Source organism: Thalassovita mediterranea, from assembly GCF_001458435.1.
GTDB lineage: Bacteria > Pseudomonadota > Alphaproteobacteria > Rhodobacterales > Rhodobacteraceae > Thalassobius > Thalassobius mediterraneus.
Window position 1 is genome coordinate 78041 of sequence record NZ_CYSF01000001.1, and the last position, 21674, is coordinate 99714.

The 21674-nt window shown below is 57.7% G+C and carries 22 protein-coding genes and 1 pseudogene; 19 read left to right on the plus strand and 4 right to left on the minus strand.

Annotation, left to right across the window (positions count from 1 at the left end):
* The first annotated feature begins 50 nt into the window (after positions 1 to 50).
* From TM5383_RS00405 to TM5383_RS00430, 6 genes and pseudogenes are all read left to right on the plus strand, one after another.
* Entirely contained in the window at positions 51 to 833 is a 783-nt protein-coding gene (locus TM5383_RS00405) for an ABC transporter ATP-binding protein (RefSeq protein ID WP_058317247.1), read from the plus strand.
* On the plus strand, positions 826 to 1269 hold the full coding sequence (locus TM5383_RS00410) for a GNAT family N-acetyltransferase (RefSeq protein WP_058317074.1): 444 nt from the start codon (positions 826 to 828) through the stop codon (positions 1267 to 1269). Before TM5383_RS00405 ends, TM5383_RS00410 begins: the two co-directional genes overlap by 8 nt.
* Complete coding sequence (locus TM5383_RS00415; protein ID WP_058317075.1) at positions 1266 to 2141, plus strand: ABC transporter permease; 876 nt, start codon at positions 1266 to 1268, stop codon at positions 2139 to 2141. The genes TM5383_RS00410 and TM5383_RS00415 overlap by 4 nt, the downstream gene beginning before the upstream one ends.
* A complete protein-coding gene (locus tag TM5383_RS00420; RefSeq protein ID WP_058317076.1) occupies positions 2138 to 2977 on the plus strand; it encodes an ABC transporter permease in 840 nt (279 codons plus the stop codon). The genes TM5383_RS00415 and TM5383_RS00420 overlap by 4 nt, the downstream gene beginning before the upstream one ends.
* A 64-nt stretch (positions 2978 to 3041) precedes the next feature.
* Positions 3042 to 4021: pseudogene (locus tag TM5383_RS00425) on the plus strand (ABC transporter substrate-binding protein).
* A gap of 232 nt (positions 4022 to 4253) precedes the next feature.
* Positions 4254 to 5228: an SLAC1 anion channel family protein gene (locus TM5383_RS00430; protein ID WP_058317077.1), complete on the plus strand. Its 975-nt coding sequence runs from the start codon at positions 4254 to 4256 to the stop codon at positions 5226 to 5228.
* An 89-nt stretch (positions 5229 to 5317) separates the two neighbouring features.
* Here TM5383_RS00430 and TM5383_RS00435 read toward each other — a convergent pair whose 3' ends face one another.
* Positions 5318 to 7006 (minus strand): acyl-CoA dehydrogenase family protein, encoded by a 1689-nt coding sequence (locus tag TM5383_RS00435; protein WP_058317078.1) that lies wholly within the window; start codon positions 7004 to 7006, stop codon positions 5318 to 5320.
* 145 nt (positions 7007 to 7151) lie between these two features.
* Between TM5383_RS00435 and TM5383_RS00440 the strand changes: the two genes are divergently transcribed.
* Positions 7152 to 7922, plus strand: a complete 771-nt coding sequence (locus TM5383_RS00440; protein WP_058317079.1) for a sulfite exporter TauE/SafE family protein — start codon at positions 7152 to 7154, stop codon at positions 7920 to 7922.
* Positions 7923 to 7983: 61 nt separating this feature from the next.
* Here TM5383_RS00440 and TM5383_RS00445 read toward each other — a convergent pair whose 3' ends face one another.
* Positions 7984 to 8358 (minus strand): helix-turn-helix domain-containing protein, encoded by a 375-nt coding sequence (locus tag TM5383_RS00445; RefSeq protein WP_058317080.1) that lies wholly within the window; start codon positions 8356 to 8358, stop codon positions 7984 to 7986.
* A 233-nt stretch (positions 8359 to 8591) separates the two neighbouring features.
* Between TM5383_RS00445 and TM5383_RS00450 the strand changes: the two genes are divergently transcribed.
* Both TM5383_RS00450 and TM5383_RS00455 read left to right on the plus strand, forming a co-directional pair.
* Positions 8592 to 9494, plus strand: coding sequence for a helix-turn-helix domain-containing protein (locus TM5383_RS00450; protein WP_058317081.1), 903 nt, complete (start codon positions 8592 to 8594; stop codon positions 9492 to 9494).
* A gap of 41 nt (positions 9495 to 9535) precedes the next feature.
* Entirely contained in the window at positions 9536 to 10243 is a 708-nt protein-coding gene (locus tag TM5383_RS00455) for a hypothetical protein (RefSeq protein ID WP_058317082.1), read from the plus strand.
* Between the two features lie 68 nt (positions 10244 to 10311).
* Here the strand turns inward: TM5383_RS00455 and TM5383_RS00460 are convergent, their stop codons facing one another.
* A complete protein-coding gene (locus TM5383_RS00460; RefSeq protein ID WP_058317083.1) occupies positions 10312 to 11910 on the minus strand; it encodes a phosphoenolpyruvate carboxykinase in 1599 nt (532 codons plus the stop codon).
* A 395-nt stretch (positions 11911 to 12305) separates the two neighbouring features.
* Between TM5383_RS00460 and TM5383_RS00465 the strand changes: the two genes are divergently transcribed.
* The 7 genes from TM5383_RS00465 to TM5383_RS00495 all read left to right on the plus strand — a co-directional run bounded on the left by TM5383_RS00465 (position 12306) and on the right by TM5383_RS00495 (position 17678).
* Complete coding sequence (locus TM5383_RS00465) at positions 12306 to 13007, plus strand: response regulator transcription factor (protein ID WP_058317084.1); 702 nt, start codon at positions 12306 to 12308, stop codon at positions 13005 to 13007.
* A 17-nt stretch (positions 13008 to 13024) separates the two neighbouring features.
* The gene (locus TM5383_RS00470; protein WP_231724973.1) at positions 13025 to 14716 is read left to right on the plus strand and encodes a sensor histidine kinase; all 1692 of its coding nucleotides are present in this window, start codon (positions 13025 to 13027) and stop codon (positions 14714 to 14716) included.
* Between the two features lie 50 nt (positions 14717 to 14766).
* Positions 14767 to 15156: an HPr kinase/phosphorylase gene (locus tag TM5383_RS00475; RefSeq protein WP_306345441.1), complete on the plus strand. Its 390-nt coding sequence runs from the start codon at positions 14767 to 14769 to the stop codon at positions 15154 to 15156.
* 3 nt (positions 15157 to 15159) lie between these two features.
* The gene (gene rapZ / locus TM5383_RS00480) at positions 15160 to 16059 is read left to right on the plus strand and encodes an RNase adapter RapZ (RefSeq protein ID WP_058317087.1); all 900 of its coding nucleotides are present in this window, start codon (positions 15160 to 15162) and stop codon (positions 16057 to 16059) included.
* A 10-nt stretch (positions 16060 to 16069) separates the two neighbouring features.
* On the plus strand, positions 16070 to 16465 hold the full coding sequence (locus TM5383_RS00485; protein WP_058317088.1) for a PTS sugar transporter subunit IIA: 396 nt from the start codon (positions 16070 to 16072) through the stop codon (positions 16463 to 16465).
* Positions 16466 to 16494: 29 nt separating this feature from the next.
* Positions 16495 to 16758 carry an HPr family phosphocarrier protein gene (locus TM5383_RS00490; RefSeq protein ID WP_058317089.1) on the plus strand — a complete coding sequence of 88 codons (264 nt, stop codon included), beginning with the start codon at positions 16495 to 16497 and terminating at the stop codon, positions 16756 to 16758.
* A gap of 68 nt (positions 16759 to 16826) precedes the next feature.
* Entirely contained in the window at positions 16827 to 17678 is an 852-nt protein-coding gene (locus tag TM5383_RS00495; RefSeq protein ID WP_231724986.1) for a lysophospholipid acyltransferase family protein, read from the plus strand.
* Between the two features lie 72 nt (positions 17679 to 17750).
* Here the strand turns inward: TM5383_RS00495 and TM5383_RS00500 are convergent, their stop codons facing one another.
* On the minus strand, positions 17751 to 18626 hold the full coding sequence (locus tag TM5383_RS00500) for a 3-hydroxybutyryl-CoA dehydrogenase (protein WP_058317091.1): 876 nt from the start codon (positions 18624 to 18626) through the stop codon (positions 17751 to 17753).
* 185 nt (positions 18627 to 18811) lie between these two features.
* On the opposite strand from TM5383_RS00500, the gene TM5383_RS00505 reads away from it, so the two are divergent.
* The 3 genes from TM5383_RS00505 to TM5383_RS00515 all read left to right on the plus strand — a co-directional run bounded on the left by TM5383_RS00505 (position 18812) and on the right by TM5383_RS00515 (position 21666).
* Positions 18812 to 19648 carry a DUF6473 family protein gene (locus tag TM5383_RS00505; protein WP_197407346.1) on the plus strand — a complete coding sequence of 279 codons (837 nt, stop codon included), beginning with the start codon at positions 18812 to 18814 and terminating at the stop codon, positions 19646 to 19648.
* A gap of 131 nt (positions 19649 to 19779) precedes the next feature.
* Positions 19780 to 20514, plus strand: coding sequence for an alpha/beta hydrolase (locus TM5383_RS00510; protein WP_082645349.1), 735 nt, complete (start codon positions 19780 to 19782; stop codon positions 20512 to 20514).
* Between the two features lie 33 nt (positions 20515 to 20547).
* Positions 20548 to 21666 carry an alpha-D-ribose 1-methylphosphonate 5-triphosphate diphosphatase gene (locus TM5383_RS00515; RefSeq protein ID WP_058317094.1) on the plus strand — a complete coding sequence of 373 codons (1119 nt, stop codon included), beginning with the start codon at positions 20548 to 20550 and terminating at the stop codon, positions 21664 to 21666.
* Positions 21667 to 21674: the final 8 nt, after the last annotated feature.

A 21674-nucleotide genomic window follows, 5' to 3' on the forward strand; every position in this document is an offset into this window, starting at 1 on the left:
AAACGTGTGCTGAGCACATGAATGGAGATACTTGAATGGAGCACGGGGACGTGACCAATAATACCGTGATCAGCGCCAAAGATCTGTCGCTGACCTTTCAGACCAATGATGGTCCCGTGCATGCCTTGAAGGATGTGAACCTCGACATTCAGAAGGGGGACTTTGTCAGCTTCATCGGCCCGTCGGGCTGCGGCAAAACCACCTTTCTGCGCTGTATGGCGGATCTGGAACATCCAACAGCTGGCAGCATCACAGTAAACGGCGTCAGCGCCGCCGAGGCACGCAAGGCCCGCGCCTATGGCTATGTGTTCCAGCACGCAGGCCTTTACCCGTGGCGCACGATCGGCGGCAACATCTCCCTCCCGCTGGAGATTATGGGCTACGACAAGGCCGACCAACAGGACCGGATCAAACGGGTGCTGGAGCTGGTTGAGCTGGAAGGGTTTGAGAAGAAGTTTCCATGGCAGCTGTCCGGTGGGATGCAGCAGCGGGCGTCAATTGCCCGCGCGCTGGCCTTTGATGCGGACATTCTGTTGATGGATGAACCTTTCGGCGCGCTGGATGAGATTGTGCGCGACCACCTGAATGAACAATTGCTGCACCTCTGGGCGCGGACCGAAAAGACGATTGGGTTTGTCACCCACTCGATCCCCGAAGCGGTTTACCTGTCGACCAGAATCGTGGTGATGAGCCCGCGGCCGGGCCGGATCACCGATGTGATCGAAAGCACTCTGCCCAAGGAACGTCCCTTGGACATTCGCGACACACCCGAGTTTTTGGACATCGCCCATCGCGTCCGCGAGGGCCTGCGCGCGGGGCATGCCTATGACTGAGGTGTTGATCAGACGCGCCACCAGCAGTGACGTGCCCGCCATGGCGGACATCGTCTGCAGCTGGGAGGCGGAAACGGAGTGGATGCCAACCCTCTACGGGGCGGAAAAGATCGCCGGTTTCATCCGCGACGCCCTGTCAGAGCGTGAGATCTGGGTTGCTGAAGAGCCCGCAACAAGGGCCGTGCAGGGATATCTGTCTTTTGATCCGGCGCAGGGGCGCATCGGCGGGCTGTACTGCGCGCGCCGTGGCAGCGGATTGGGCAAGGCGTTGATGGACAAAGTGAAAGAGGGGCGCAGCGCGCTGTGGCTGCACACCCACGCCCCGAATCTGCGCGCCCAAGAGTTCTACCGCCGCGAAGGGTTTGTTGAGGTCAGCCGTCACACGCCAGAGCCGCCGGAGACCGTCGAAGAAATCAGGATGGAGTGGGCGTCATGAGAAACCTCTTTCCCATCCTTACCGTCGTCGCGGCGATATTTGTGATCTGGTACGGGGCTGCGGTGGCGCTGAATGCGCCCTGGGCCAAGGATCAGGCCAAACGCGCCGGTGTTGAACTGACGTTCTCAGAACTGGTTGCGGATACGTGGAGCCAGAAGAAACCGAAGCTGCCCGCGCCGCATCAGGTGACCGCAGAGATCTGGAAAACCACTGGCGAAATGGTCGCCAAAGGCCGCGCCTTTTCGAAACGCAGCCTGATCTATCACAGCTGGATCACTCTGTCGGCGACGATGCTGGGGTTTGTCATGGGAACGGGCTTTGGCATCCTGCTCGCGATCGGGATTGTCTATAATCGGGTGATGGATATGTCGGTGATGCCGTGGGTCATTGCCAGTCAGACCATTCCCATTCTTGCCATCGCGCCGATGATTATTGTGGTTCTGAATGCAGTGGGCATTTCTGGGCTGCTGCCGAAGGCGATGATTTCGATGTATCTGTCTTTCTTCCCTGTGGTGGTGGGCATGGTGAAGGGGCTGCGTAGCCCCGATCAAATGCAGCTTGACCAAATGCGCACGTGGAATGCCACGGCGGGACAACAGTTCTGGCGCCTGCGTTTGCCGTCGTCGATGCCGTTCCTCTTTGCCTCGCTCAAGGTGGCGATGGCGGCGTCGCTTGTCGGGGCCATTGTGGGCGAATTGCCGACGGGTGCGGTGGCGGGCCTCGGCGCGCGTCTGCTGGCGGGCAGCTATTATGGCCAGACTATCCAGATCTGGAGTGCGCTGATTATGGCGGCGGCTTTGGCGGCCTGTCTGGTGGCGATGATCGGGATGATCCAGCGCATGACGCTGAAAAGAATGGGGATGGCGCAATGATGTGGATTGCGATTGGTGTGATCAGCTGGCTTATCGGCTGGCGGGCAAATGTCTGGCTGGCGGCGCAGCCAACCAGCCGTTTCACGACGTTGATGGTGCCGGTGATCTTTGGCCTGACATTGGTTATGATATGGGAGGCTGCGGTGCGCGGCTTCGAAATTTCGCCCGTTCTTTTGCCCGCGCCTTCGGTCATTGCGGTGACTTTTGTGCAGTCGCTGGACATCCTGTGGCAGGATTTTGTGCAGACGGTCATCAAGGGCGCGCTGTCGGGCTATATCCTCGGCTGCGGCTCGGCCTTCTTGATTGCGATTGTAATCGACCGCTTTCCGTTTCTGCAACGTGGGCTGTTGCCGGTGGGCAACTTCGTCGCCGCGCTGCCGATTGTGGGCATGGCGCCCATTTTGGTGATGTGGTTCGGCTTTGATTGGCAGTCGAAGGCGGCGGTTGTGGTTGTCATGGTCTTCTTCCCCATGTTGGTGAACACGGTGGAAGGGCTGCAAGCGACCGACAAGATGCAGCGCGATCTGATGCGGACCTATGCGTCCAGCTACATGCAGACACTGCTCAAACTGCGCCTGCCCGCCGCGATGCCGTTCATTTTCAACGGGCTGAAAATCACCACCACGCTGGCGCTGATCGGTGCCATTGTGGCCGAATTTTTCGGATCTCCCATCAAGGGCATGGGGTTCCGGATTTCAACCAGTGTCGGGCAACTGGCATTGGATCTGGTCTGGGCAGAGATTGTGGTCGCCGCAATCGTCGGCTCGGCCTTTTATGGCGGGGTCGCCAAGTTAGAGAAGGCGCTGACCTTCTGGCATCCCTCCCAACGTGGCTAAATCAACAAAAAACCAAAGCCATAACCAACAAGGGAAACAACAAGGAGTGTATGAGATGAAAACCATGATCAAATCCCTAAGCGTTGCAGCCATGGGTGTTTGGGCCGGTATGGCTCAGGCGGCTGACGATGTGACGCTGCAGCTGAAGTGGGTCACGCAGGCGCAGTTCGCGGGCTACTATGTGGCACAGGATAAAGGGTCTACGAAGAAGAAGGCCTGAACGTCACCATCAAACCCGGTGGCCCCGATATCGCACCCGCGCAGGTGATCGCCGGTGGCGGTGCTGACGTTGTGCTGGACTGGATGCCCTCTGCCCTCGCCAGCCGTGAAAAGGGTCTGCCGTTGGTCAACATCGCGCAGCCGTTCAAATCGTCCGGCATGATGCTGACCTGCCGCAAGGATGCGGGTGTTTCCAGCCCCGAAGATTTTGCCGGCAAAACACTGGGCGTCTGGTTTTTCGGCAACGAATATCCCTTCCTCAGCTGGATGAACAAACTGGGCCTTGGCACCGATGGTGGTGATGCGGGTGTGACTGTGTTGAAACAGGGCTTCAACGTGGATCCGATCCTGCAGGGTCAGGCAGCTTGTGTGTCGACCATGACCTATAACGAATACTGGCAGATCATTGATGCGGGCCTGACGCCGGATGATCTGGTGGTCTTCAAGTATGAGGATCAGGGCGTCGCCACGCTGGAAGATGGCATGTATGTGCTGGAAGAGAACCTGAAAGATCCCGCGTTTGAGGATAAGATGGTTCGCTTTGTCCGCGCCTCGATGAAAGGATGGAAATGGGCGGAAGAAAACGCCGAAGAGGCGGCGTTGATCGTGCTGGATAACGATGCTTCCGGCGCCCAGACCGAAGAGCACCAGATCCGCATGATGGGTGAGGTGGCCAAGCTGACCGCAGGCAGCAACGGCGCACTGGATCCGGCGGACTATGAACGCACCGTGGCCAGTCTGATGTCGGGTGGGTCTGATCCGGTCATCACAGCGGCACCGACGGGCGCGTGGACCCACGCGATCACTGATAAGGCGCTGAAATAAGCGCGACAGAACGCGCTGGGCCTCCGTAAAGCTGCCTCAAGGGCCGGTCGTTTGACCGGCCCTTTTTCGTGATGCGGTGACTAACCAGCAGATTGTGAAGAGATGAGAGGACAGCAAAGGTTGCTTTTGTCGCAATCTGCGTGCCTTGATCTGGCACAGGTCTTGCGGCACAAAGCGGACTAGAAATATTCGATTTGCGGAATGTCACCTGCAGATCAAAGGAAGGGCTGACATGACGGACCAAAGAGCAGAGTTGCAGCACAGCAATCTGGAACATTTTCCGATTACCATTTTTGCGACCATCATGGGTATGTCTGGCCTGACGCTGGCAGTGCAGGCTGGATCTTATCACTACGGTCTGGGGCTGGGCGCGGCGAACACGCTGTACTACCTGACCTGTTTTGCCTTCTTCTTGTTGCTCATGGGCTATCTGGCGAAGCTGCTGCAATATCCCCGCGCGGTGCAGGCCGAATGGTGCCATCCGGTGAAAATGGCCTTCTTCTCGGCGATCCCCATTTCGCTGTTGTTGCTGGGCGTTGCCAGCATGACCCGCAATATTGTGCTGGCGGAATGGCTGTGGCGCATTGGTATGGTGCTGCAGGGCGGCGCGACGCTGGCGGTGATCTCTGGCTGGATATCGGCGCGCTCGTTTCAGGCGGGGCAGCTGAGCCCCGCGTGGTTTATTCCGGCGGTTGGCAATGTCTTTGTCCCCATTGCGGGCGTGTCGCTGGGGTATGTTGAGATCAGCTGGTATTTCTGGTCCGTCGGCGTGCTGTTCTGGATCGTGCTGCTGGCGCTGGTGATGAACCGCCTGATCTTTCACGACCCGTTGCCAGGGCGTTTGCAGCCCACGTTGGTCATCCTGATCGCCCCGCCGGCGGTTGCTTTCCTTGCATGGCTGCGCCTGTCGGGTGAGGTGGACGCGGTTGCACGCTTCCTGATCAATGCGGCCTATTTCTTCACCTTACTGGTGGCACTGCAATTGCCACGCATCCTGCGGCTGCCCTTTGTGCTCAGCTTCTGGGCGCTGAGCTTTCCGTTTGCCGCTGTGACACTCGCCAGCTTCGCCTTTGCCTCTGGAACCGGCAGCATGGCGCATGCGGTTTTTGGCACCGCCCTGTTGGCGATCCTGTGCGTCATCATCGCAGGACTGCTGATACGCACCACACAGGCTGCGCTTAAGGGACAGATTTGCGTGCCGGACTAACCGCGCCCCTTTCAATGTTCCAAAAATACTCAAAATAAAAACGGCGCCACAGAGGGCGCCGTTTCCAATTCTAGTGCAAGTCGGGCTGTTTAGCCCAGCAGGCGGCGGGCGATCACCTGCGCCTGAATCTCCGCGGCACCTTCAAAGATGTTGAGGATACGCGCGTCACACAGGATGCGGCTGATCTGATATTCCAGCGCAAAGCCGTTGCCGCCGTGGATCTGCAGCGCGTTGTCTGCCGATGCCCAGGCCACACGGGCGCCCAACAGTTTCGCCATGCCGGCCTCTAGGTCGCAGCGCTGATCGTGATCCTTTTCCCAAGCGGAGAAGTAGGTCAGCTGACGCGCAACCATGATCTCAACCGCCATCATCGCCAGTTTGCCCGACACACGGGGGAAGTTGATCAGCGATTTACCGAACTGCTTACGGTCGTTGGCGTATTGCATGCCGACCTCTAGCGCGTTCTGGGCCACACCGATGGCGCGGGCGGCGGTTTGGATGCGGGCCGCTTCAAAGGTTTTCATCAGCTGCTTGAAACCCTGACCTTCGACGCCACCCAGCAGGTTTTCACCCTTCACCTTGAAGCCGTCAAAGCCCAGTTCGTATTCCTTCATGCCGCGATACCCCAGCACTTCGATCTCACCGCCGGTCATGCCTTCGGTGGGGAAGGGGTTTTCGTCGGTGCCCGGGGTCTTTTCCGCCAGGAACATCGACAGACCCTTGTGATCGTCGGTTTCAGGGTTGGTACGGGCCAGCAGGGTCATCACATGCGTCCGCGCCGCGTGGGTGATCCATGTTTTGTTGCCGGTGATAGTGTAATCGCCATCTTCGCCCTTCACCGCGCGGGTGCGCAGGGAACCGAGGTCAGAGCCGGTGTTCGGCTCGGTGAACACGGCGGTTGGCAGGGTTTCACCGCTGGACAGTTTCGGCAGCCACTGCGCCTTCTGCTCATCCGTGCCGCCGGCCAGGATCAGTTCAGCCGCGATCTCGGACCGGGTGCCGAGGGAGCCAACACCGATATAGCCGCGCGACAGTTCTTCGGACACAACCACCATCGACGCTTTGGACATGCCCAGGCCGCCGAACTCTTCGGGGATGGTCAGACCAAAGACGCCCATTTCGGCCAGTTCTTCGATGACCTCCATCGGGATCAGCTCGTCATTCAGGTGCCATTCGTGGGCATTGGGCGCCACACGTTCGTCGGCGTAGCGACGGAACTGGTCGCGGATCATTTCCAGATCTTCGTCCAGACCGGTGGCGCCGAAGGTGGCGAAACCGGCGTTTTCCTGCATTAGGTCAACCAGCGCCACACGCGCCGCTTGCGAGTTGCCGCCGTCGCACAGTGTCATCACCTCGGGCGTCATCAACCCGCGCATTTCGTCTTGGGTCAGACCTAGATCCTGCAGGCGGATGATTTCGTTCTGGCTCATCGGGATGCCGCCGTAGACCTGCCACAGGTATTCCCCAAAGGCGATCTGGTGGATCAGCTGTTCCATCTTGCCGAACTTGCCCTCGTCGGACAGTTTTTCAGCCCAAGCCTGCATCTGTTTCAGCGAGAATGCGTAGGTCGCCAGCCACGCCAGACCATGCGCGGCTGTCTGGTTTTCCTCCAGCAGCGCACCAGAGACGCGGCCATCCTTGGAAACGGTTTCGCGCACACGGGCGGTCGCGGTTTCCAGCAGGTTTTCAACCGGGGCTACTGCCGCGCCGGTCAGTTTCAACAGATCGGGGAGGAGGGCAGATTGCGTCATCGTCAGGTCCTGTCCATCATGAGCCATGAATCAAATCCTTATTTTGCTGCACTGTGCATATCTATTTCGCAGTTGCAGCGCAACAAAAATACCGAACGTCATTTTGCAACTTTCCTAAAGTTACCCTCTCGATTTTCTCTGCGATCACGCTAACAACATGTTATCAGGCGGCATGGACAGCCTTTTTTCTCTTCTCAGTTTTGAAACTTACCTTCTGGCCTTTGTGATCGCACTGGGTGCAGGGGTGATTAAGGGCATGGTGGGGTTTGCCATGCCGATGATCCTAATTTCCGGCCTCAGCAGCGTGATATCACCTGAATTGGCGCTGGCCGGTCTGATGCTGCCGACGCTGGCCACGAACGGTTGGCAGGCGCTACGTCAGGGGCGTGCGGCGGCGTGGGAGTCGATGAAACGATTCCGTATCTTCATGTTGGTCGGGGGTGTCGCGATTGTGCTGAGTGCGCAGTTGGTCAGCTTGGTGGATCCTGACACGCTGCTGCTGCTAATTGCGGTGCCGGTCACCGCCTTTGCGGTGATCCAACTGGCAGGCGTGCAATTGCGGCTGCCTGCCAAGGGGCGCACGCTGATTGAGGCACTGATTGCGCTGGTCGCGGGTGCGATCGGTGGTGTCTCGGGCGTCTGGGGACCGCCGACGGTGATGTACCTGACCGCGCTGGAAACCCCCAAAGGGGAACAGCTGCGCATTCAGGGGGTGATCTACGGTCTGGGGGCGTTGGTTCTGTTTCTGGCGCACATCAAATCAGGCGTGGTGCGTGCAGATACGGTGGTGTTTTCCGCTAGCCTGTTGGTGCCTGCGCTGCTCGGCACCTGGGTTGGGTTCCAACTGCACGAACGGATTGATCAGGCGGCGTTCAAAAAGGTGACGCTGGTGGTCCTGCTGATCGCGGCGCTTAACCTGATGCGTCGGGCGCTGTTAGGGTAACAAAAAACCGGACAGACGCCCCACCGTCTGTCCGGCATAAACAGCCTCGGCTGTTTGCGATTTAGCTGTTCGTCGCGTTCTCTGCGGGAACGTAGCCAGCAACCGCGTCGATGAACGAGCGGATCTGTGCCTTCAGGCGGTCGTCCTGAATCTTACCGAACACAGCTGCAATGCGCGCTGTTTCTTCGTCGATGACTGGACCCGCTGCATCAGCGGTCTGATCCAGACCTTCAAAGAAATACGCCGGGGGGACATTCAGGATGTTTGCGATTTCATACAGTTTGCTGGCCGAAATACGGTTGCGACCCAACTCGTACTTCTGCACTTGTTGGAAGGATATGTTCAGGCCTTTGGCAACGTCGGTCTGGGTCTGACCGCGGAGAACACGCAGGTTCTTCAGCTTTTTGCCAACGTGGATATCTACTGGGTGTGACATTTCTATATTCCTGTGAGTGGACTACCGTAAGAAGTATTCATTCCATGGAATTTCAATCAATTGATTAGAAATACTCGGATAGGTTATGAAAATCACCCCTTGATGTATGATTTATTTACCCCTAACCTAACGGCATAAAAAACAGGTGTTTTGGCCTGTAGGGGGCGTGCCTCGGATCGCCTGTTAACGATATTCGGGAATGCCCGAACGGAACTGCAACTAAAAGGTTTGCTATGGCTGAGCTGAAGAATCACCCATTGCTGTTTGAAATGTTGCGTTCTTTTACAACCCTTGCAGCCACCTTGAATCTGTCACGGGCGGTGGAGCAACTGGGCTCAACGCGGCAAACCGTGCGCCGCCATATTTCTACACTGGAAGAGATTAAGAACGAACGCCTTTTTATCGTCGATGATCGCCAATACCATCTGACAGAGGCGGGGCGCCACGCCCTGCAAGAAGCACAGGACCTGCAAGAACGCGGGCTGGCTTGGCTGAACAATGAGGCGGGCCATATGGATGGCCTTTATCATATCGCCAAGTCAGAGAAGAACGATTGGTACTTTCATCTACAGCAGCATTCGCTGGAAAAGCTTTGGGCGGATCAGTCGAAGCTGCTGCGCGCGGGCATTCAGGCGTGGGCTGCGGCCTGTGGTGAAATTACGCATGATGCGTTTGCTCCGGTGCGGGACTATCTGATGGTGTTTCGACGCGCTTCGGTCGGTTGGGTCTGTTCAGGGGTCGGCAGCAAAAGCTCTTACGCCAGCTGGTATGGGCAGCGCTGGGAATACAGCGCCATCGGCCGAGAGGTGCCATTGCTGCCCGGTGGGCAATCTCATGCAGCGCAGTTGCACCAGCCGTTCGAAGAGGTTCGTGCCTCGGGTGGTGTGCGTTTTGATCATATTCATACGCGGATGGATCGCGGTGAAAATGGTGGCCCGGAACCGATTAGCTTTAAGCGCCTGCTGATGGGGTGCCGTTATCCAGACGGTAGTTTTGCACTGGCGTCTTTGGTGGTGCGCAGTCACGGATTGACCATTCATGGTGTCTCTCAGTCTCATATTGAGCGTATGCCCAGTGATCTGATTATGGATCATTTGACCCCCGATGTGATCTTGGGGGCAGGCGACTCAACCTAAGGTTTTTATTGTTCTCCTTTCTATTCCAAAAGGAGAAACAGATGAAAATCCAAGATGTCTTTGATGGCGCTATCTATCTGTCTGATGTTGTTCAGAAAACGTATGCACATAAGCTAACTATGACTGTCGGTGACGACTTTTCCGTTTATTCCGATCTGGTCGCTCAGTACCGCCCGACACAACCACTGGGGCGGCCTTTCGATCCGACGCATACAGTGCTGACAGGGGCCAATGCGATCTGGATTGTGGGGCGCAACGCCGAAGGTGCGGTTGTTCATACTCAGGCAATGCGCATGATTGATTTATGTGATCAGTCACTGGCGCAGTATTTGGCGCATCGTTACGTGGATTTTCCGCCACCGGGGGTGACGATTGATGCCGCAGCGTCCTGGTTTCGTGCAGGGCCTGGCGCAGAGCAGATCACAGGTCGCTCAGTCTATCATGGCGAAATGTGGCTGGCGGATGATCCAGCTTATCGTGGTTCGGGGTTGATTGACGCCTTGGCGCGCTTTGCTTTCCTGACCGCAGCGTTGCACTGGCAGCCCGACTTTCTGTTCGGTTTTATTGTTCGCAGCATTGCGCGCCGCGGTTTGGCCGAACGCGAAGGCTATATGCACAGTGATCCCTACTGTCTGAGCTGGGCTGTTGCAGAAAAAGGCGCGCCAATTGATTGTAACATGGTCTGGATGGCCCTGCGGGATATGTGCCACATCATGCATGTCCCGCTTGTGGATCGTCTGTCCGCTTAGTGTGGCACATAAAAAACGCCCCGGACCTAGATCCGGGGCGTTTCTATCTGTGAGCAGTTGATGCTGTATCAGCCGATGGCTGCTGCTTTCACATCATCGTCGATGTGGGGCAGATACTGTTCAAAGTTATCGGCAAACATGCCAACCAGCTTCGCGGCTTGCGCGTCATAGGCTGCCTGATCTGCCCAGGTCTGGCGTGGGTCCAGCAGGGCAGTTTCTACGCCGGGTACGGACACAGGCACATCAAAGCCAAAGTTTTCGTCCTTGCGGAATTCAACTTCGTTCAGGGTGCCTTCCAGTGCAGCGGTCAGCAGGCCACGGGTTGCCTTGATCGGCATACGCGAACCAGTGCCGAAGGCGCCGCCGGTCCAGCCGGTGTTCACCAGCCAGCAGGTCGCGCCGTGCTTGGCGATCTTTTCACGCAGCAGGTTGCCGTACTCTTCCGGACGACGGGGCATGAAGGGCGCGCCGAAGCAGGTCGAGAAGGTCGGTTCAGGCTCAACCACACCACGTTCGGTGCCGGGGGTCTTCGAGGTGAAGCCGGACAGGAAGTGGTACATGGCCTGTGCCGGGGTCAGACGCGCGATCGGAGGCAGAACGCCATACGCATCACAGGTCAGCAGGATCACGTTTTTCGGGTGACCACCCAGTGCCGATTCGGACGAGTTCGAGATGTACTCCAGCGGGTAGGCACAACGCATGTTCTGCGTCAGGCTGGAATCTTCGAAGTCCAGTTCGAAGGTCTCTTCGTCGTAGACCATGTTTTCGATCACGGTACCAAACTTCGAGGTGGTGGCGTAGATCTCTGGCTCCGCCTCGGGGTTCAGACCGATGGTCTTGGCGTAGCAGCCGCCTTCGAAGTTGAAGGTGCCACGATCCGACCAGCCATGTTCGTCGTCACCGATCAGGGTGCGCGACGGATCGGCGGACAGGGTGGTTTTGCCGGTGCCGGACAGACCAAAGAAGATCGCGGTGTCGACAGGGTTGCCGATCGCGTGGTTGGCCGAACAGTGCATCGGCATGATGCCTTTTTCGGGCAGCAGGTAGTTCAGCAGGGTGAAGACCGATTTCTTGTTTTCACCAGCATACTGGGTGCCACCGATCAGGATCAGTTTCTTTTCGAAGTTCATCGCGATCACGGTTTCCGAACGGCAGTTGTGACGCTCAGGATTCGCGCTGAAGCTGGGGCAGTTGATGACGGTGAAGTCCGACACAAAGCTGTCCAGCGCCTCACGCTCGGGGCGGCGCAGCAGGTGACGGATGAAAAGGTTGTGCCAGGCCAGTTCGGTGACCATACGCACGTTGATCGAATGCTCGGGGTCTGCACCACCAACCAGATCCTGTACGTAGTAGTCTTTGCCTTTCATATGCTCCAGCATATCGGCGTGCAGCGCGTCAAAGCCTTCGGGCGACATCGCTTTGTTGTTTTCCCACCAGATTTTGTCTGCGACATCGGCGGTCTTAACGACGTGTTTGTCTTTGGGCGAACGACCGGTGAACTTACCGGTGGTGACCAGAAACGCCCCGCCTTGTCCCAGTTTGCCTTCGCCATTCTTCAGGGCTGCCTCGATAAGGGCCGGCTCCATCAGGTTGTAATAGACATCGCCCAGCCCAGTGATCCCCTGATCTTCTAGCTGGAACTGCGGGTTTACCCGTCCAAATGTCATGTTGCTAAGCTCCTGTATCCGCGCGTAGGGCGTGGAATTTTTTGCCACCGGGCACGAAACTCCACTTTCGTGCCAGACCGGGCGACACACACCCGATGAGGCGTCCTTTAACATGTCGTTTATGTGAAGGAACAGGTTGCTTTTGTCCAGTTAGCGCAACCATGTCCAGTTTAGCGCAATCAGCGCTTCTGAGCGTTGCGGAAAGTTTCCTATCTGCGCGGTCCGTTAACCAGGCGCAAACCTGAATGTGAGACAAATTAGCCATCTATTGAGGAAAACACCGTGAAATCGAATCCCCTGACGGCGTGATTCGCCGATTTCGATTGATTGCCTCGGCCAAGTTTGGGCATAATGTGTCAAAAAACAGGCAAGAAAAGCAGTAGAGGATAACTCCGATGTCCAAGATCGCCCTTGTGGACGATGACAGGAATATTCTGACATCCGTCGCCATGACCCTCGAAGCAGAAGGGTTTGAGGTAGAAACCTATAACGACGGCCAATCGGCGCTGGACGCTTTTAACAAAAAGCTCCCCGATATGGCTGTTCTCGATATCAAAATGCCGCGCATGGATGGTATGGATCTGTTGCAGCGTCTGCGCCAGAAAACCAGCATGCCGGTGATTTTCCTCACCTCCAAAGATGACGAAATTGACGAGGTGCTGGGTCTGCGCATGGGCGCAGATGACTATGTAAAAAAACCCTTTTCTCAGCGCCTTCTCGTAGAGCGTATCCGCGCGCTGCTGCGCCGTCAGGATGCGGTCAGCGGCAATGTGGTTGCCGAAACCGAAGAGACCAAGGTGATGGAACGTGGCGAATTGCGGATGGATCCGCTGCGCCATTCGGTCAGCTGGAAAGGACAGGATGTCACCCTGACCGTGACCGAATTTTTGCTGCTGCAGGCGCTGGCACAGCGCCCCGGTTTCGTGAAATCGCGCGATCAGTTGATGGATGTGGCCTATGACGATCAGGTCTATGTGGATGACCGTACCATCGACAGCCACATCAAGCGTTTGCGCAAAAAGATGCGCACGGTCGACAGTGACTTTGCCGCGATCGAAACACTTTATGGTATTGGTTACCGGTATAACGAAGAGTAATGGCACTGGTTGAAGGAATGAGCTTGCCCCACCGAGCGGCGCGTCAGGACGGAGATCTTGTTCTGGGGGACGATTTCGTCGCCCCAGAGGCAATTGTGGAAAAGGAAATGCAGGCGCGGCGCAATCGCCGCGGATTGCTGTCATTGAACCGCTCACCGTTGACGCGCAAGATCATCTTTTTCAATCTGATCGCTCTCAACTTCCTTGTTGTTGGCGTGCTGATGCTTTCCACGTCGCAGGACAACCTGTTGGTGGAACGTCGCAACGCGCTGGTGGCCGAGGCAGAACTGATCGCGGATGTGGTTGAGGCGCAGCTGCCAGATGTTGCGTCCCCGCTGCAGCGTGGCGGCGCGCCCGATGTGACCCGCACGCTGGACGGTCTGGATTTGCGCTCGGGCGTGGCGCTATTTGTCTTGGATGTGGATGCGCAGGTGATTGCCACCACTCAAGGCGCCGGCCTGTCGCAAACTGCGCCGCTAGCCGAACCGGGATCAACGGTTATTGTCGACAGCCTGTCCTGGGTCTGGGGTAAATTGGCGGCACCATTCCAACCAGAACCGGCCGCATTGCCCAGCGTTGCTGAACGAGCGGTTGCGCTTGGCGATAACGCTCTGACAGGCAGCACAGTTGTATCTGGCGGTGGAACCACGGATGGCGGGACGGTGTTCACGGTTGCCACACCTATTGAACAAAATGGCCGCGTTCTGGGTGTCGTCGCGTTGAGTTCTGCAGCGGGTGAAGTTGACCAGCAGCAACGCGAAGAGCTGGAGCGCGTGCTGCAGATGTTTCTGATCGCCACGCTGATGTCTATCGGCCTCAGTCTTGTGCTGGCCTCAACCATCGCGAACCCGCTGTCCGATCTGGCCGCCGCTGCCGAACTGGGCCGTGCGCGTGATGACAAAAAGGCTGCTGGCGGTCGCATCCGCATTCCCGATCTAACCGCGCGTCCTGATGAAATCAGCCGCCTGTCTGGCGCCCTGCGCGGCATGGTGTCTGCGCTGTATGACCGGATCGATAGTAACGAACAGTTCGCCGCTGACGTTGCGCATGAGATTAAGAACCCGCTGGCCTCTCTCCGGTCTGCCGTGGGCAGCCTGCGTATGGTCAAGAAGGAAGAGCATCGCGAAAAACTGCTCGACGTGATTGACCATGATGTGCGCCGTCTGGACCGTCTGGTCAGCGACATCTCTAACGCCTCGCGTCTGGATAGCGAACTGGTCAAGGAAGAACAGGAAGCCTTTGATCTGATGAAGATGATGGGCAACCTCAGCGAATATCTGGGCCAGCAGGCTGGTGAGGATGGCATCGACTTCATTACCGATCTGCCGAAAGAGCCGATCGAAATGATGGGGCTAGAAGCGCGACTGGCGCAGGTGTTTGTGAACCTGATCACCAATGCGATTTCGTTCTGCGAAGAGGGTGACGCAATTCGTGTCTGGGCCCGTCAGCGTGACAGTCGGGTGTTGATCGTGGTCGAAGATACCGGCCCCGGCATCCCCGAACAGGCGCTGACCAAGGTGTTCAAACGTTTCTACTCGGAACGGCCCGAAAACCAGTTTGGCAACAACTCTGGTCTTGGACTGGCGATCTCTAAACAGATTGTTGAGGCTCATGGCGGCGTGATCTGGGCGGAAAACATTCGTCCGACCGATGCTGATCCGATGTCTGAACCTCTGGGCGCCCGTTTCGTGGTCGGCCTGCCGATCTAACGCCTGTGCGGCCTGCGGACACAGAATGTCTTATAGAACACGCCAGCGCGGTGGCGCTGGCGGACAGGGCACTGGTTATCACGGGGCCATCGGGTAGCGGCAAGTCTGCGCTGTGCCTGCAACTGATGGCTATGGGGGCCGGTCTGGTCGCGGATGACCGCTGTTGCCTTTGGGTGGCAGGGGGGCATTTGATGACAGATGCCCCGGAAACGATCCGCGGACGGATCGAGGCGCGCTCTCTCGGAATTTTGAACGCTGATGCCGTTGGGCCTGCACGGGTCGCGGCTTATGTGGATTTAGGCACGCCCGAAGATCAGCGCCTGCCGCCCATGCGTATGTGTACAGTACTGGGCGTCACAATGCCGTTGATACACGGTGTGGATGCGCCGCATTTTGCGGCTGCGTTGTTTCAGTTTCTAAAGGCGGGTAGGTGGGCCTGACGCATGACAGATCAACATCAACGTATCATTTTGCTGACTGGCCCCTCTGGAGCAGGTCGTTCCACCGCCATCCGCGCGATGGAGGATTTAGGGTTCGAGGCGATTGATAACTTGCCCCTCAGCCTGCTGCCACGCTTGCTGGATGGGCCGCCGATTGGGCGGGATTTGGTGTTGGGCTTGGATGTGCGCAACCGGGATTTTTCGGCAAATGCGCTGATCGAAACGCTGGATAGTCTGCAGGCACATCCGGGGGTGCGGCCAGAACTGCTGTATATCGACTGTCGTGCTGATGTTTTGTTGCGGCGGTTTTCGGAAACCCGCCGTCGCCATCCATTGGCCCCGGCCGAAAGCCCGGATCAGGGTGTGGGGCTGGAACTGGACCTGTTGGTGCCGATTCGCGCCCGTGCTGATATCTTAATTGATAGCTCGGAATTGACCCCGCATGACCTGAAAACAGAAGTTGAACGCTTAATCACCCCGCAGGTGGGTGCGCGTTTGGCCGTGTCAGTGAATAGCTTCAGCTATAAACGTGGTCTGCCCCGTGGCGTGGATATGGTGTTGGATTGCCGTTTTTTGCGTAACCCTTATTGGGAGCCAGCCCTGCGAAGCCTGAACGGAACCAGTGCCAAGGTGGCTGAATATGTTGGGGCAGATTCGCGATTTTTGCCATTTTTTGAGCAAACACTCAGCATGGCAGAGCTGCTACTGCCAGCCTACCGCGAAGAGGGTAAGGCGCATTTCGCGATAGGGTTTGGCTGCACGGGCGGTCAGCACCGTTCGGTTGCAATTGCGGAAAAGATGGCGCAAGCTCTTGCAGACCGGGGCTGGCAGGTGTCAACTAGACACCGCGAGTTGGAACGCGCCTCGTCGCAGGGCACTCGTGCGACCGGGGATAAAGGATAAGGACGCCAAGGTGATCGGTATCGTCATCGTTGCGCATGGGGGATTGGCCAGGGAATATCTGGCGGCCATTGAACATGTTGTAGGCCACCAGCCGGGTATTGTGGCCATTTCCATCGAAGCAGACCACGACCGCGCGGGTAAACAGGGTGAAATCTGTTCTGCGGCTGATAGCGTGGATACAGGTCACGGTGTGGTGGTCGTGACCGATATGTTCGGTGGGTCGCCCTCGAACCTGTCGCTTCGGGCCTGTCAGCCGGACAATCGTCGGATCATGTATGGCGCCAATCTACCGATGCTGATCAAGCTGGCCAAAACGCGCCATCTGCCTGTTGCTGACGCAGTGCGCACCGCTACAGAAGCAGGGCGCAAGTACATAGACAGCCAAATTGTCAGAAAAGACCACTAAGCGATTGCTGAGCAGGGGAGGCGAAGCACATGCGGCAGCATGAGATTATCAATGTAAAAGGGTTGCATGCCCGTGCCTCGGCCAAATTGGTTGAGGTGGTCGAAGGGTTTGACGCCACGGCAGAGGTGTCAAAGGATGGCATGTCTGCATCAGGTGACAGCATCATGGGCCTTTTGATGTTGGCAGCTTCTAAGGGAACCACTATTGAGGTCCAGACCTCTGGCGCGGATGCGGATGCGCTGGCGGATGCGATCGAGGCCTTGGTGGCGGATCGTTTTGGCGAAGATATGTAAGGACGCCACACTGCGTCCGCAAAAGACGTAAGAGGCCTATTTTGGTCGACAGCTCTCAAAATAACGGGATCACAACTGCAGCGTCGGATGAGGCGCCGATCACCTATGACCGCCGTTCACTGACCTATGCCAACTCTTTTGACAGCGGTTTTCAGACCTTGGCGATCAAGACGATTGAATGGTTCACTGGCAAGCTAACTATTCTGCGCATGGTGCGTCGTTTCGAAAAAGCGGGCGCGCCTGAAGGGCAGGCGTTCTGGAAGGCGGCGCTGGATGTGATGGGCATCCCGCTGCAAACCCCGCAAGAAGAGATTAACCGCATCCCTGAAACGGGTCCTGTTGTGGTGGTGGCGAACCATCCGCATGGTCTGGTTGACGGTATGGTTCTGGCGGAATTGATTGGTCGTCGTCGCCCTGACTACCGCATTCTGACCCGCGCGCTGCTGACCGGCATTGATGAGGTCGCATCGTCCTACTTGATCCCCGTGCCCTTCCCGCATGAGGAAGATGCGCAGCGCAAAAGCGTGGAAATGCGTGCCGCTGCAATGGCCTACCTAAAGGCGGGCGGCGTTGTGACGGTATTCCCTTCGGGTGTTGTTGCCTCGTCAGATACGATGTTCGGCACGGTGCATGAACGTGAATGGAACGTCTTTACCGCGCAGTTGATCCGCCGGTCTGGGGCCAAGGTGGTGCCAATCCGGTTTCAGGGCCAAAACTCGCGCTGGTATCAGATTGCCAACCGTTTGTCGGCCACCTTGCGTCAGGGCCTGCTGCTGCATGAGATCGTGCACAGCTGCAATAAACCGCAGCGTCCCATTGTGGGCGAAGTGCTGGATGACCAACAGATGGAACGTCTGGCATCCGATCCGCGCGGTTTTATTGCGTGGCTTAGGGAGCATACACTGTCGTTGAAGGGCTGACTGCCGGCCCCAGAAAACACAAACGCCCCGAACCGGATGGTCGGGGCGTTGTTGTGTCTAGTAACGCGTAGATCAGCGCGTCGGCACGGGGGTTTCACCGCGATAGTCATAGAACCCACGGCCTGATTTGCGACCTAGCCAGCCTGCTTCGACATACTTCACCAACAGCGGGCAGGGGCGATATTTAGTATCTGCCAGACCATCGTGAAGCACGTTCATAATCGCCAGACAGGTATCCAGTCCGATGAAGTCCGCCAGCTGCAGCGGACCCATTGGATGGTTGGCGCCCAGCTTCATTGCGCTGTCGATGGAGGCCACGTTGCCCACCCCTTCGTAAAGGGTATAGCACGCTTCGTTGATCATCGGGATCAGGATGCGGTTCACGATAAAGGCAGGGAAATCTTCGGCGCTGGCGGCGGTTTTGCCCAGACGCTCAACGATGCCCAAACAGGCTTTGTAGGTCGGTTCATCTGTAGCGATACCGCGAATCAACTCTACCAGTTTCATCAGTGGCACCGGGTTCATGAAGTGGAAGCCCATGAACTTCTCCGGTCGGTCGGTGCGGCTGGCCAGACGGGTGATCGAAATCGAAGAGGTGTTCGAGGTCAGGATCGTATGCGGCTGCAAATGCGGCCCCAGTTGATCAAAGATCGCCTGCTTCACCGTTTCGCGTTCGGTGGCCGCCTCGATCACCAGATCGGTTTGGCCCAGATCGGGCAATTGCAGCGTGGTCTTGATACGGGCCATCGCCGCATCCTTGGCCTCAGCGCTTAGTTGATCCTTGCTGACCTGACGATCCAGATTGCGCGAAATTGTTGCGACGGCTTTGTCCAATGCGTCCTGGTTGATGTCGTTCAGCAGAACATCGTAGCCCGCAACCGCCATCACATGTGCAATCCCGTTGCCCATCTGACCGGCGCCAATCACGCCGATTTTCTGAATCTCCATAGATCCACCCTTTTGTATCTGTTGGCCAAACCATAGGCGCGATGCACCTTGACCTGCAAGGGTAGAGCCGTCGCAGGGAAAGGCATTTTTAACCAGTAGGCGAAAGCAGGTGGCAAGGTTAGGGATTTGGCAAGGGAATCGCGTGAAAACCCATAAATGAGATGTGTGGATTGAGGTGGGTCATTATGTCTGTTTTTCCCCAACGGGTTTCTCCTCCGCGGGAGGCCGGGCTTTCTCTACGGGGCAGCGCGCTGCGGTTTCGTGGGCCATTGGGCGGTGTTGAAGCCAGTCCCGGCCCTTTGGCACAAGGCGCCAGAGGATCGGTTTTGTTTATTGGCGGCAGTGAGACATTCGGCGGCTATGTCGCGCGCCCGTTTGTCCAGAGATTTGCACATCAATCAGGTCTGGAAACGGGTAATCTCGGTGCCTTTTGCGCAGGATGGGAGGCATTGGGCCGTGATCCGGTGGTGCTGAAATACGCACGTACGGCGGGGTTAATCGTGTTGCAGCTGATGGGCCCGCAATATCGTACGAACCCCTATTTTCAGGTACACCCGCGCCGCAATGACCGATTTGTGGCACCCTATGCACCGCTTCGGCAGCTGTTCCCACAGGTCGATTTCACCCGTTTTTCGTTTGTTGGCCATTTGATGCGCAGTCTCCAGCAGCAGGATGTGTATGCGCATCGGCGTTTGCAGCGCGGATTGCAACAGGCGTGGCGACAGCACATCGCTGGTTTGGCGCGACTCTATCGGACACCGATCGCTTTCCTGTGGGTCGATCATGGCATGGACCCCGGTCTGGGAGAGGCAGTGGCAGGTCTGACCCAGCACCGTCTGGCAGAGCTGGATCTGACAGATGTGCCACTGTTGCAGGTGCAGCCGGATCTGCTGGGTCAGCGCCCGATGTTCATCCGCCCAGAGGGGCAGATTACAGTGATTTCAGGCGCATATCATCAAAAGGTCGCTGATGCGTTGGCGCAATGGTTGCCATCAGTGCTTGCAGACGCCCGGTTGAATTAAGGGTGCGCATGGCAGACGTGTGTGGATTTCGGCCAACTTGTGCGCATTCCGTTCCGTTTCTAGCATTGCCCCTTCAATAGATGTCGGGGACCTCTTATCTGACAGACATGTTGAACAGGATACTCCGCTGGATGCTGGCACCTACTGTGGTGCTGATGACGACACTGCCCGCCCGCGCCGATTGCGTGGTGCTGCTGCACGGTTTGGCGCGCACTGATGCGTCCTTCATCGTGATGGAGGCTGTGCTGGACCGCCATGGGTATCAGGTGGTGAACCCCGGCTACCCGTCGACCGAGGAAACGATTGCCAATCTCGCGACCAATACTCTGCCGCAGGCTATGGCGGCCTGTGAGGCCAAGGCCCCCGGCGAGCGGGTGCATGTGGTGACCCATTCTATGGGCGGCATTTTGGTGCAAGTTTGGCTGGCGGCGCATCCGCAACCCGATCTGGGTCGCGTGGTTATGCTGTCCCCACCGAACAAGGGGACGGAACTGGTGGACGTGCTGGGCGAGTTGGACGCGTTCGAGTGGTTCAATGGTCCTGCGGGCCTGCAATTGCGAACTGGCGAACGCGGTTTGCCTTCGCACCTGCCACCGGTGGAGTTTGAGCTGGGCGTTATCGCCGGCAACCAGTCGATCAACCCTGTCTTTTCAGCCCTGATTGATGGTGAAGATGACGGAAAGGTGTCTGTCGAATCGACCCGTATCGCGGGGATGAGCGACCATATGGTGCTGCCGGTGACCCATACCTTTATGATGAACAACCCGATGGTCCTTGCCCAGACGCTGGAATTCATCGAAAACGGGGCGTTCGATCGGGCGATGACGTGGTCCGAGGCGGTGGGCCGTCTGCCTGAGAAAGGCTAAGCCCCGCGAACGCGACGCGTAAAGGGGGCAGAGATGCAGCTGACATTGACTGGGGCCGAGGTGTTGCGCCCTGAAGGATTGCAGGTCTCGCCGCTGGCGATGCACGATGGATTGCTCGTGGCGGATCCGGTCGGGCGTCATGTTGATCTGAGCGGGTATCGCATTTTGCCCGGCATCGTGGACATGCACGGCGACGGGTTTGAACGCCACCTTGCCCCCCGTCGTGGCGCGATGAAGGATCTGTCACAGGGTCTGGCGAGTGCCGAGGCAGAGCTGGCCGCAAACGGCATCACCACCGCAACGCTGGCGCAGTTCTGGTCATGGGAAGGCGGCATGCGCGGGCGCGACTTCGCCCTGCGGTTTCTGGAGGCGTTGCAGGCATATCAGGGTGTTGGCACTGATCTGCGGGTTCAACTGCGGTTTGAATATTCGATGCTGGCCGATTACGCGGATTTTGAACAGGCCGTGGTCGATCATGCAGTGCCCTATGTCGTGTTCAATGATCACCTGCCGCACAAGGCTTTGGCCAAGGGGAAAAAGCCGCCGCGCCTGACAGGGCAAGCCCTGAAAGGTGGACGCAGCCCCGAGGCGCATTTGGCATTGATGCAGGGGCTGCACGATGCAATGGCACAGGCGGAGGAGGCGGTTGCAGGTCTTGCTGCCCGGCTGGCAGCAAAGGGCGTTATCTTGGGCAGTCATGACGACAACACGATTGAGGGTCGCGCGTTGTGGCAATCGCGTGGGGTGACGATCAGCGAGTTTCCTGAAACGCGCGAAGCGGCAGAGGCGGCAACGGATGGCGCTGTGCTGGGTGCACCGAATGTGGTGCGTGGCGGCAGCCATTCCGGCAACGTCAGCGCAGCGGACCTGATCCGCGCAGGGCTGGGCGATGCACTAGCGTCGGATTACCACTACCCCGCGCCGCGACAGGCGGCATTGATGTTGGCGGAAGAGATCGGGTTGCAACGGGCTTGGGCGCTGGTGTCGTCCGGTCCGGCTGCTCTACTTGGCCTGCAGGATCGGGGGGAGTTGAACGTTGGTAAACGAGCCGATCTGGTGGTGCTGGATGAGCAGGGCCGCATTGGTGCAACGATAGCGGCGGGGCGGATCACTTACCTAAGTGGCGCTGTAGCTGAAGCGTTTATGCGCTGAAGCACGCA

What these genes read in the sequence shown, in the direction of transcription:
- TM5383_RS00430 (WP_058317077.1), top strand. Translation starts at nt 4,254, where the DNA reads ATGACGGACCAAAGAGCAGAGTTGCAGCACAGCAATCTGGAACATTTT.
- TM5383_RS00415 (WP_058317075.1), top strand. Translation starts at nt 1,266, where the DNA reads ATGAGAAACCTCTTTCCCATCCTTACCGTCGTCGCGGCGATATTTGTG.
- TM5383_RS00440 (WP_058317079.1), top strand. Translation starts at nt 7,152, where the DNA reads ATGGACAGCCTTTTTTCTCTTCTCAGTTTTGAAACTTACCTTCTGGCC.
- TM5383_RS00445 (WP_058317080.1), bottom strand. Translation starts at nt 8,358, where the DNA reads ATGTCACACCCAGTAGATATCCACGTTGGCAAAAAGCTGAAGAACCTG.
- TM5383_RS00455 (WP_058317082.1), top strand. Translation starts at nt 9,536, where the DNA reads ATGAAAATCCAAGATGTCTTTGATGGCGCTATCTATCTGTCTGATGTT.
- TM5383_RS00500 (WP_058317091.1), bottom strand. Translation starts at nt 18,626, where the DNA reads ATGGAGATTCAGAAAATCGGCGTGATTGGCGCCGGTCAGATGGGCAAC.
- TM5383_RS00515 (WP_058317094.1), top strand. Translation starts at nt 20,548, where the DNA reads ATGCAGCTGACATTGACTGGGGCCGAGGTGTTGCGCCCTGAAGGATTG.
- TM5383_RS00435 (WP_058317078.1), bottom strand. Translation starts at nt 7,006, where the DNA reads ATGGCTCATGATGGACAGGACCTGACGATGACGCAATCTGCCCTCCTC.
- TM5383_RS00410 (WP_058317074.1), top strand. Translation starts at nt 826, where the DNA reads ATGACTGAGGTGTTGATCAGACGCGCCACCAGCAGTGACGTGCCCGCC.
- TM5383_RS00510 (WP_082645349.1), top strand. Translation starts at nt 19,780, where the DNA reads ATGCTGGCACCTACTGTGGTGCTGATGACGACACTGCCCGCCCGCGCC.
- TM5383_RS00465 (WP_058317084.1), top strand. Translation starts at nt 12,306, where the DNA reads ATGTCCAAGATCGCCCTTGTGGACGATGACAGGAATATTCTGACATCC.
- TM5383_RS00450 (WP_058317081.1), top strand. Translation starts at nt 8,592, where the DNA reads ATGGCTGAGCTGAAGAATCACCCATTGCTGTTTGAAATGTTGCGTTCT.
- TM5383_RS00460 (WP_058317083.1), bottom strand. Translation starts at nt 11,910, where the DNA reads ATGACATTTGGACGGGTAAACCCGCAGTTCCAGCTAGAAGATCAGGGG.
- rapZ (WP_058317087.1), top strand. Translation starts at nt 15,160, where the DNA reads ATGACAGATCAACATCAACGTATCATTTTGCTGACTGGCCCCTCTGGA.
- TM5383_RS00490 (WP_058317089.1), top strand. Translation starts at nt 16,495, where the DNA reads ATGCGGCAGCATGAGATTATCAATGTAAAAGGGTTGCATGCCCGTGCC.
- TM5383_RS00505 (WP_197407346.1), top strand. Translation starts at nt 18,812, where the DNA reads ATGTCTGTTTTTCCCCAACGGGTTTCTCCTCCGCGGGAGGCCGGGCTT.
- TM5383_RS00470 (WP_231724973.1), top strand. Translation starts at nt 13,025, where the DNA reads ATGAGCTTGCCCCACCGAGCGGCGCGTCAGGACGGAGATCTTGTTCTG.
- TM5383_RS00420 (WP_058317076.1), top strand. Translation starts at nt 2,138, where the DNA reads ATGATGTGGATTGCGATTGGTGTGATCAGCTGGCTTATCGGCTGGCGG.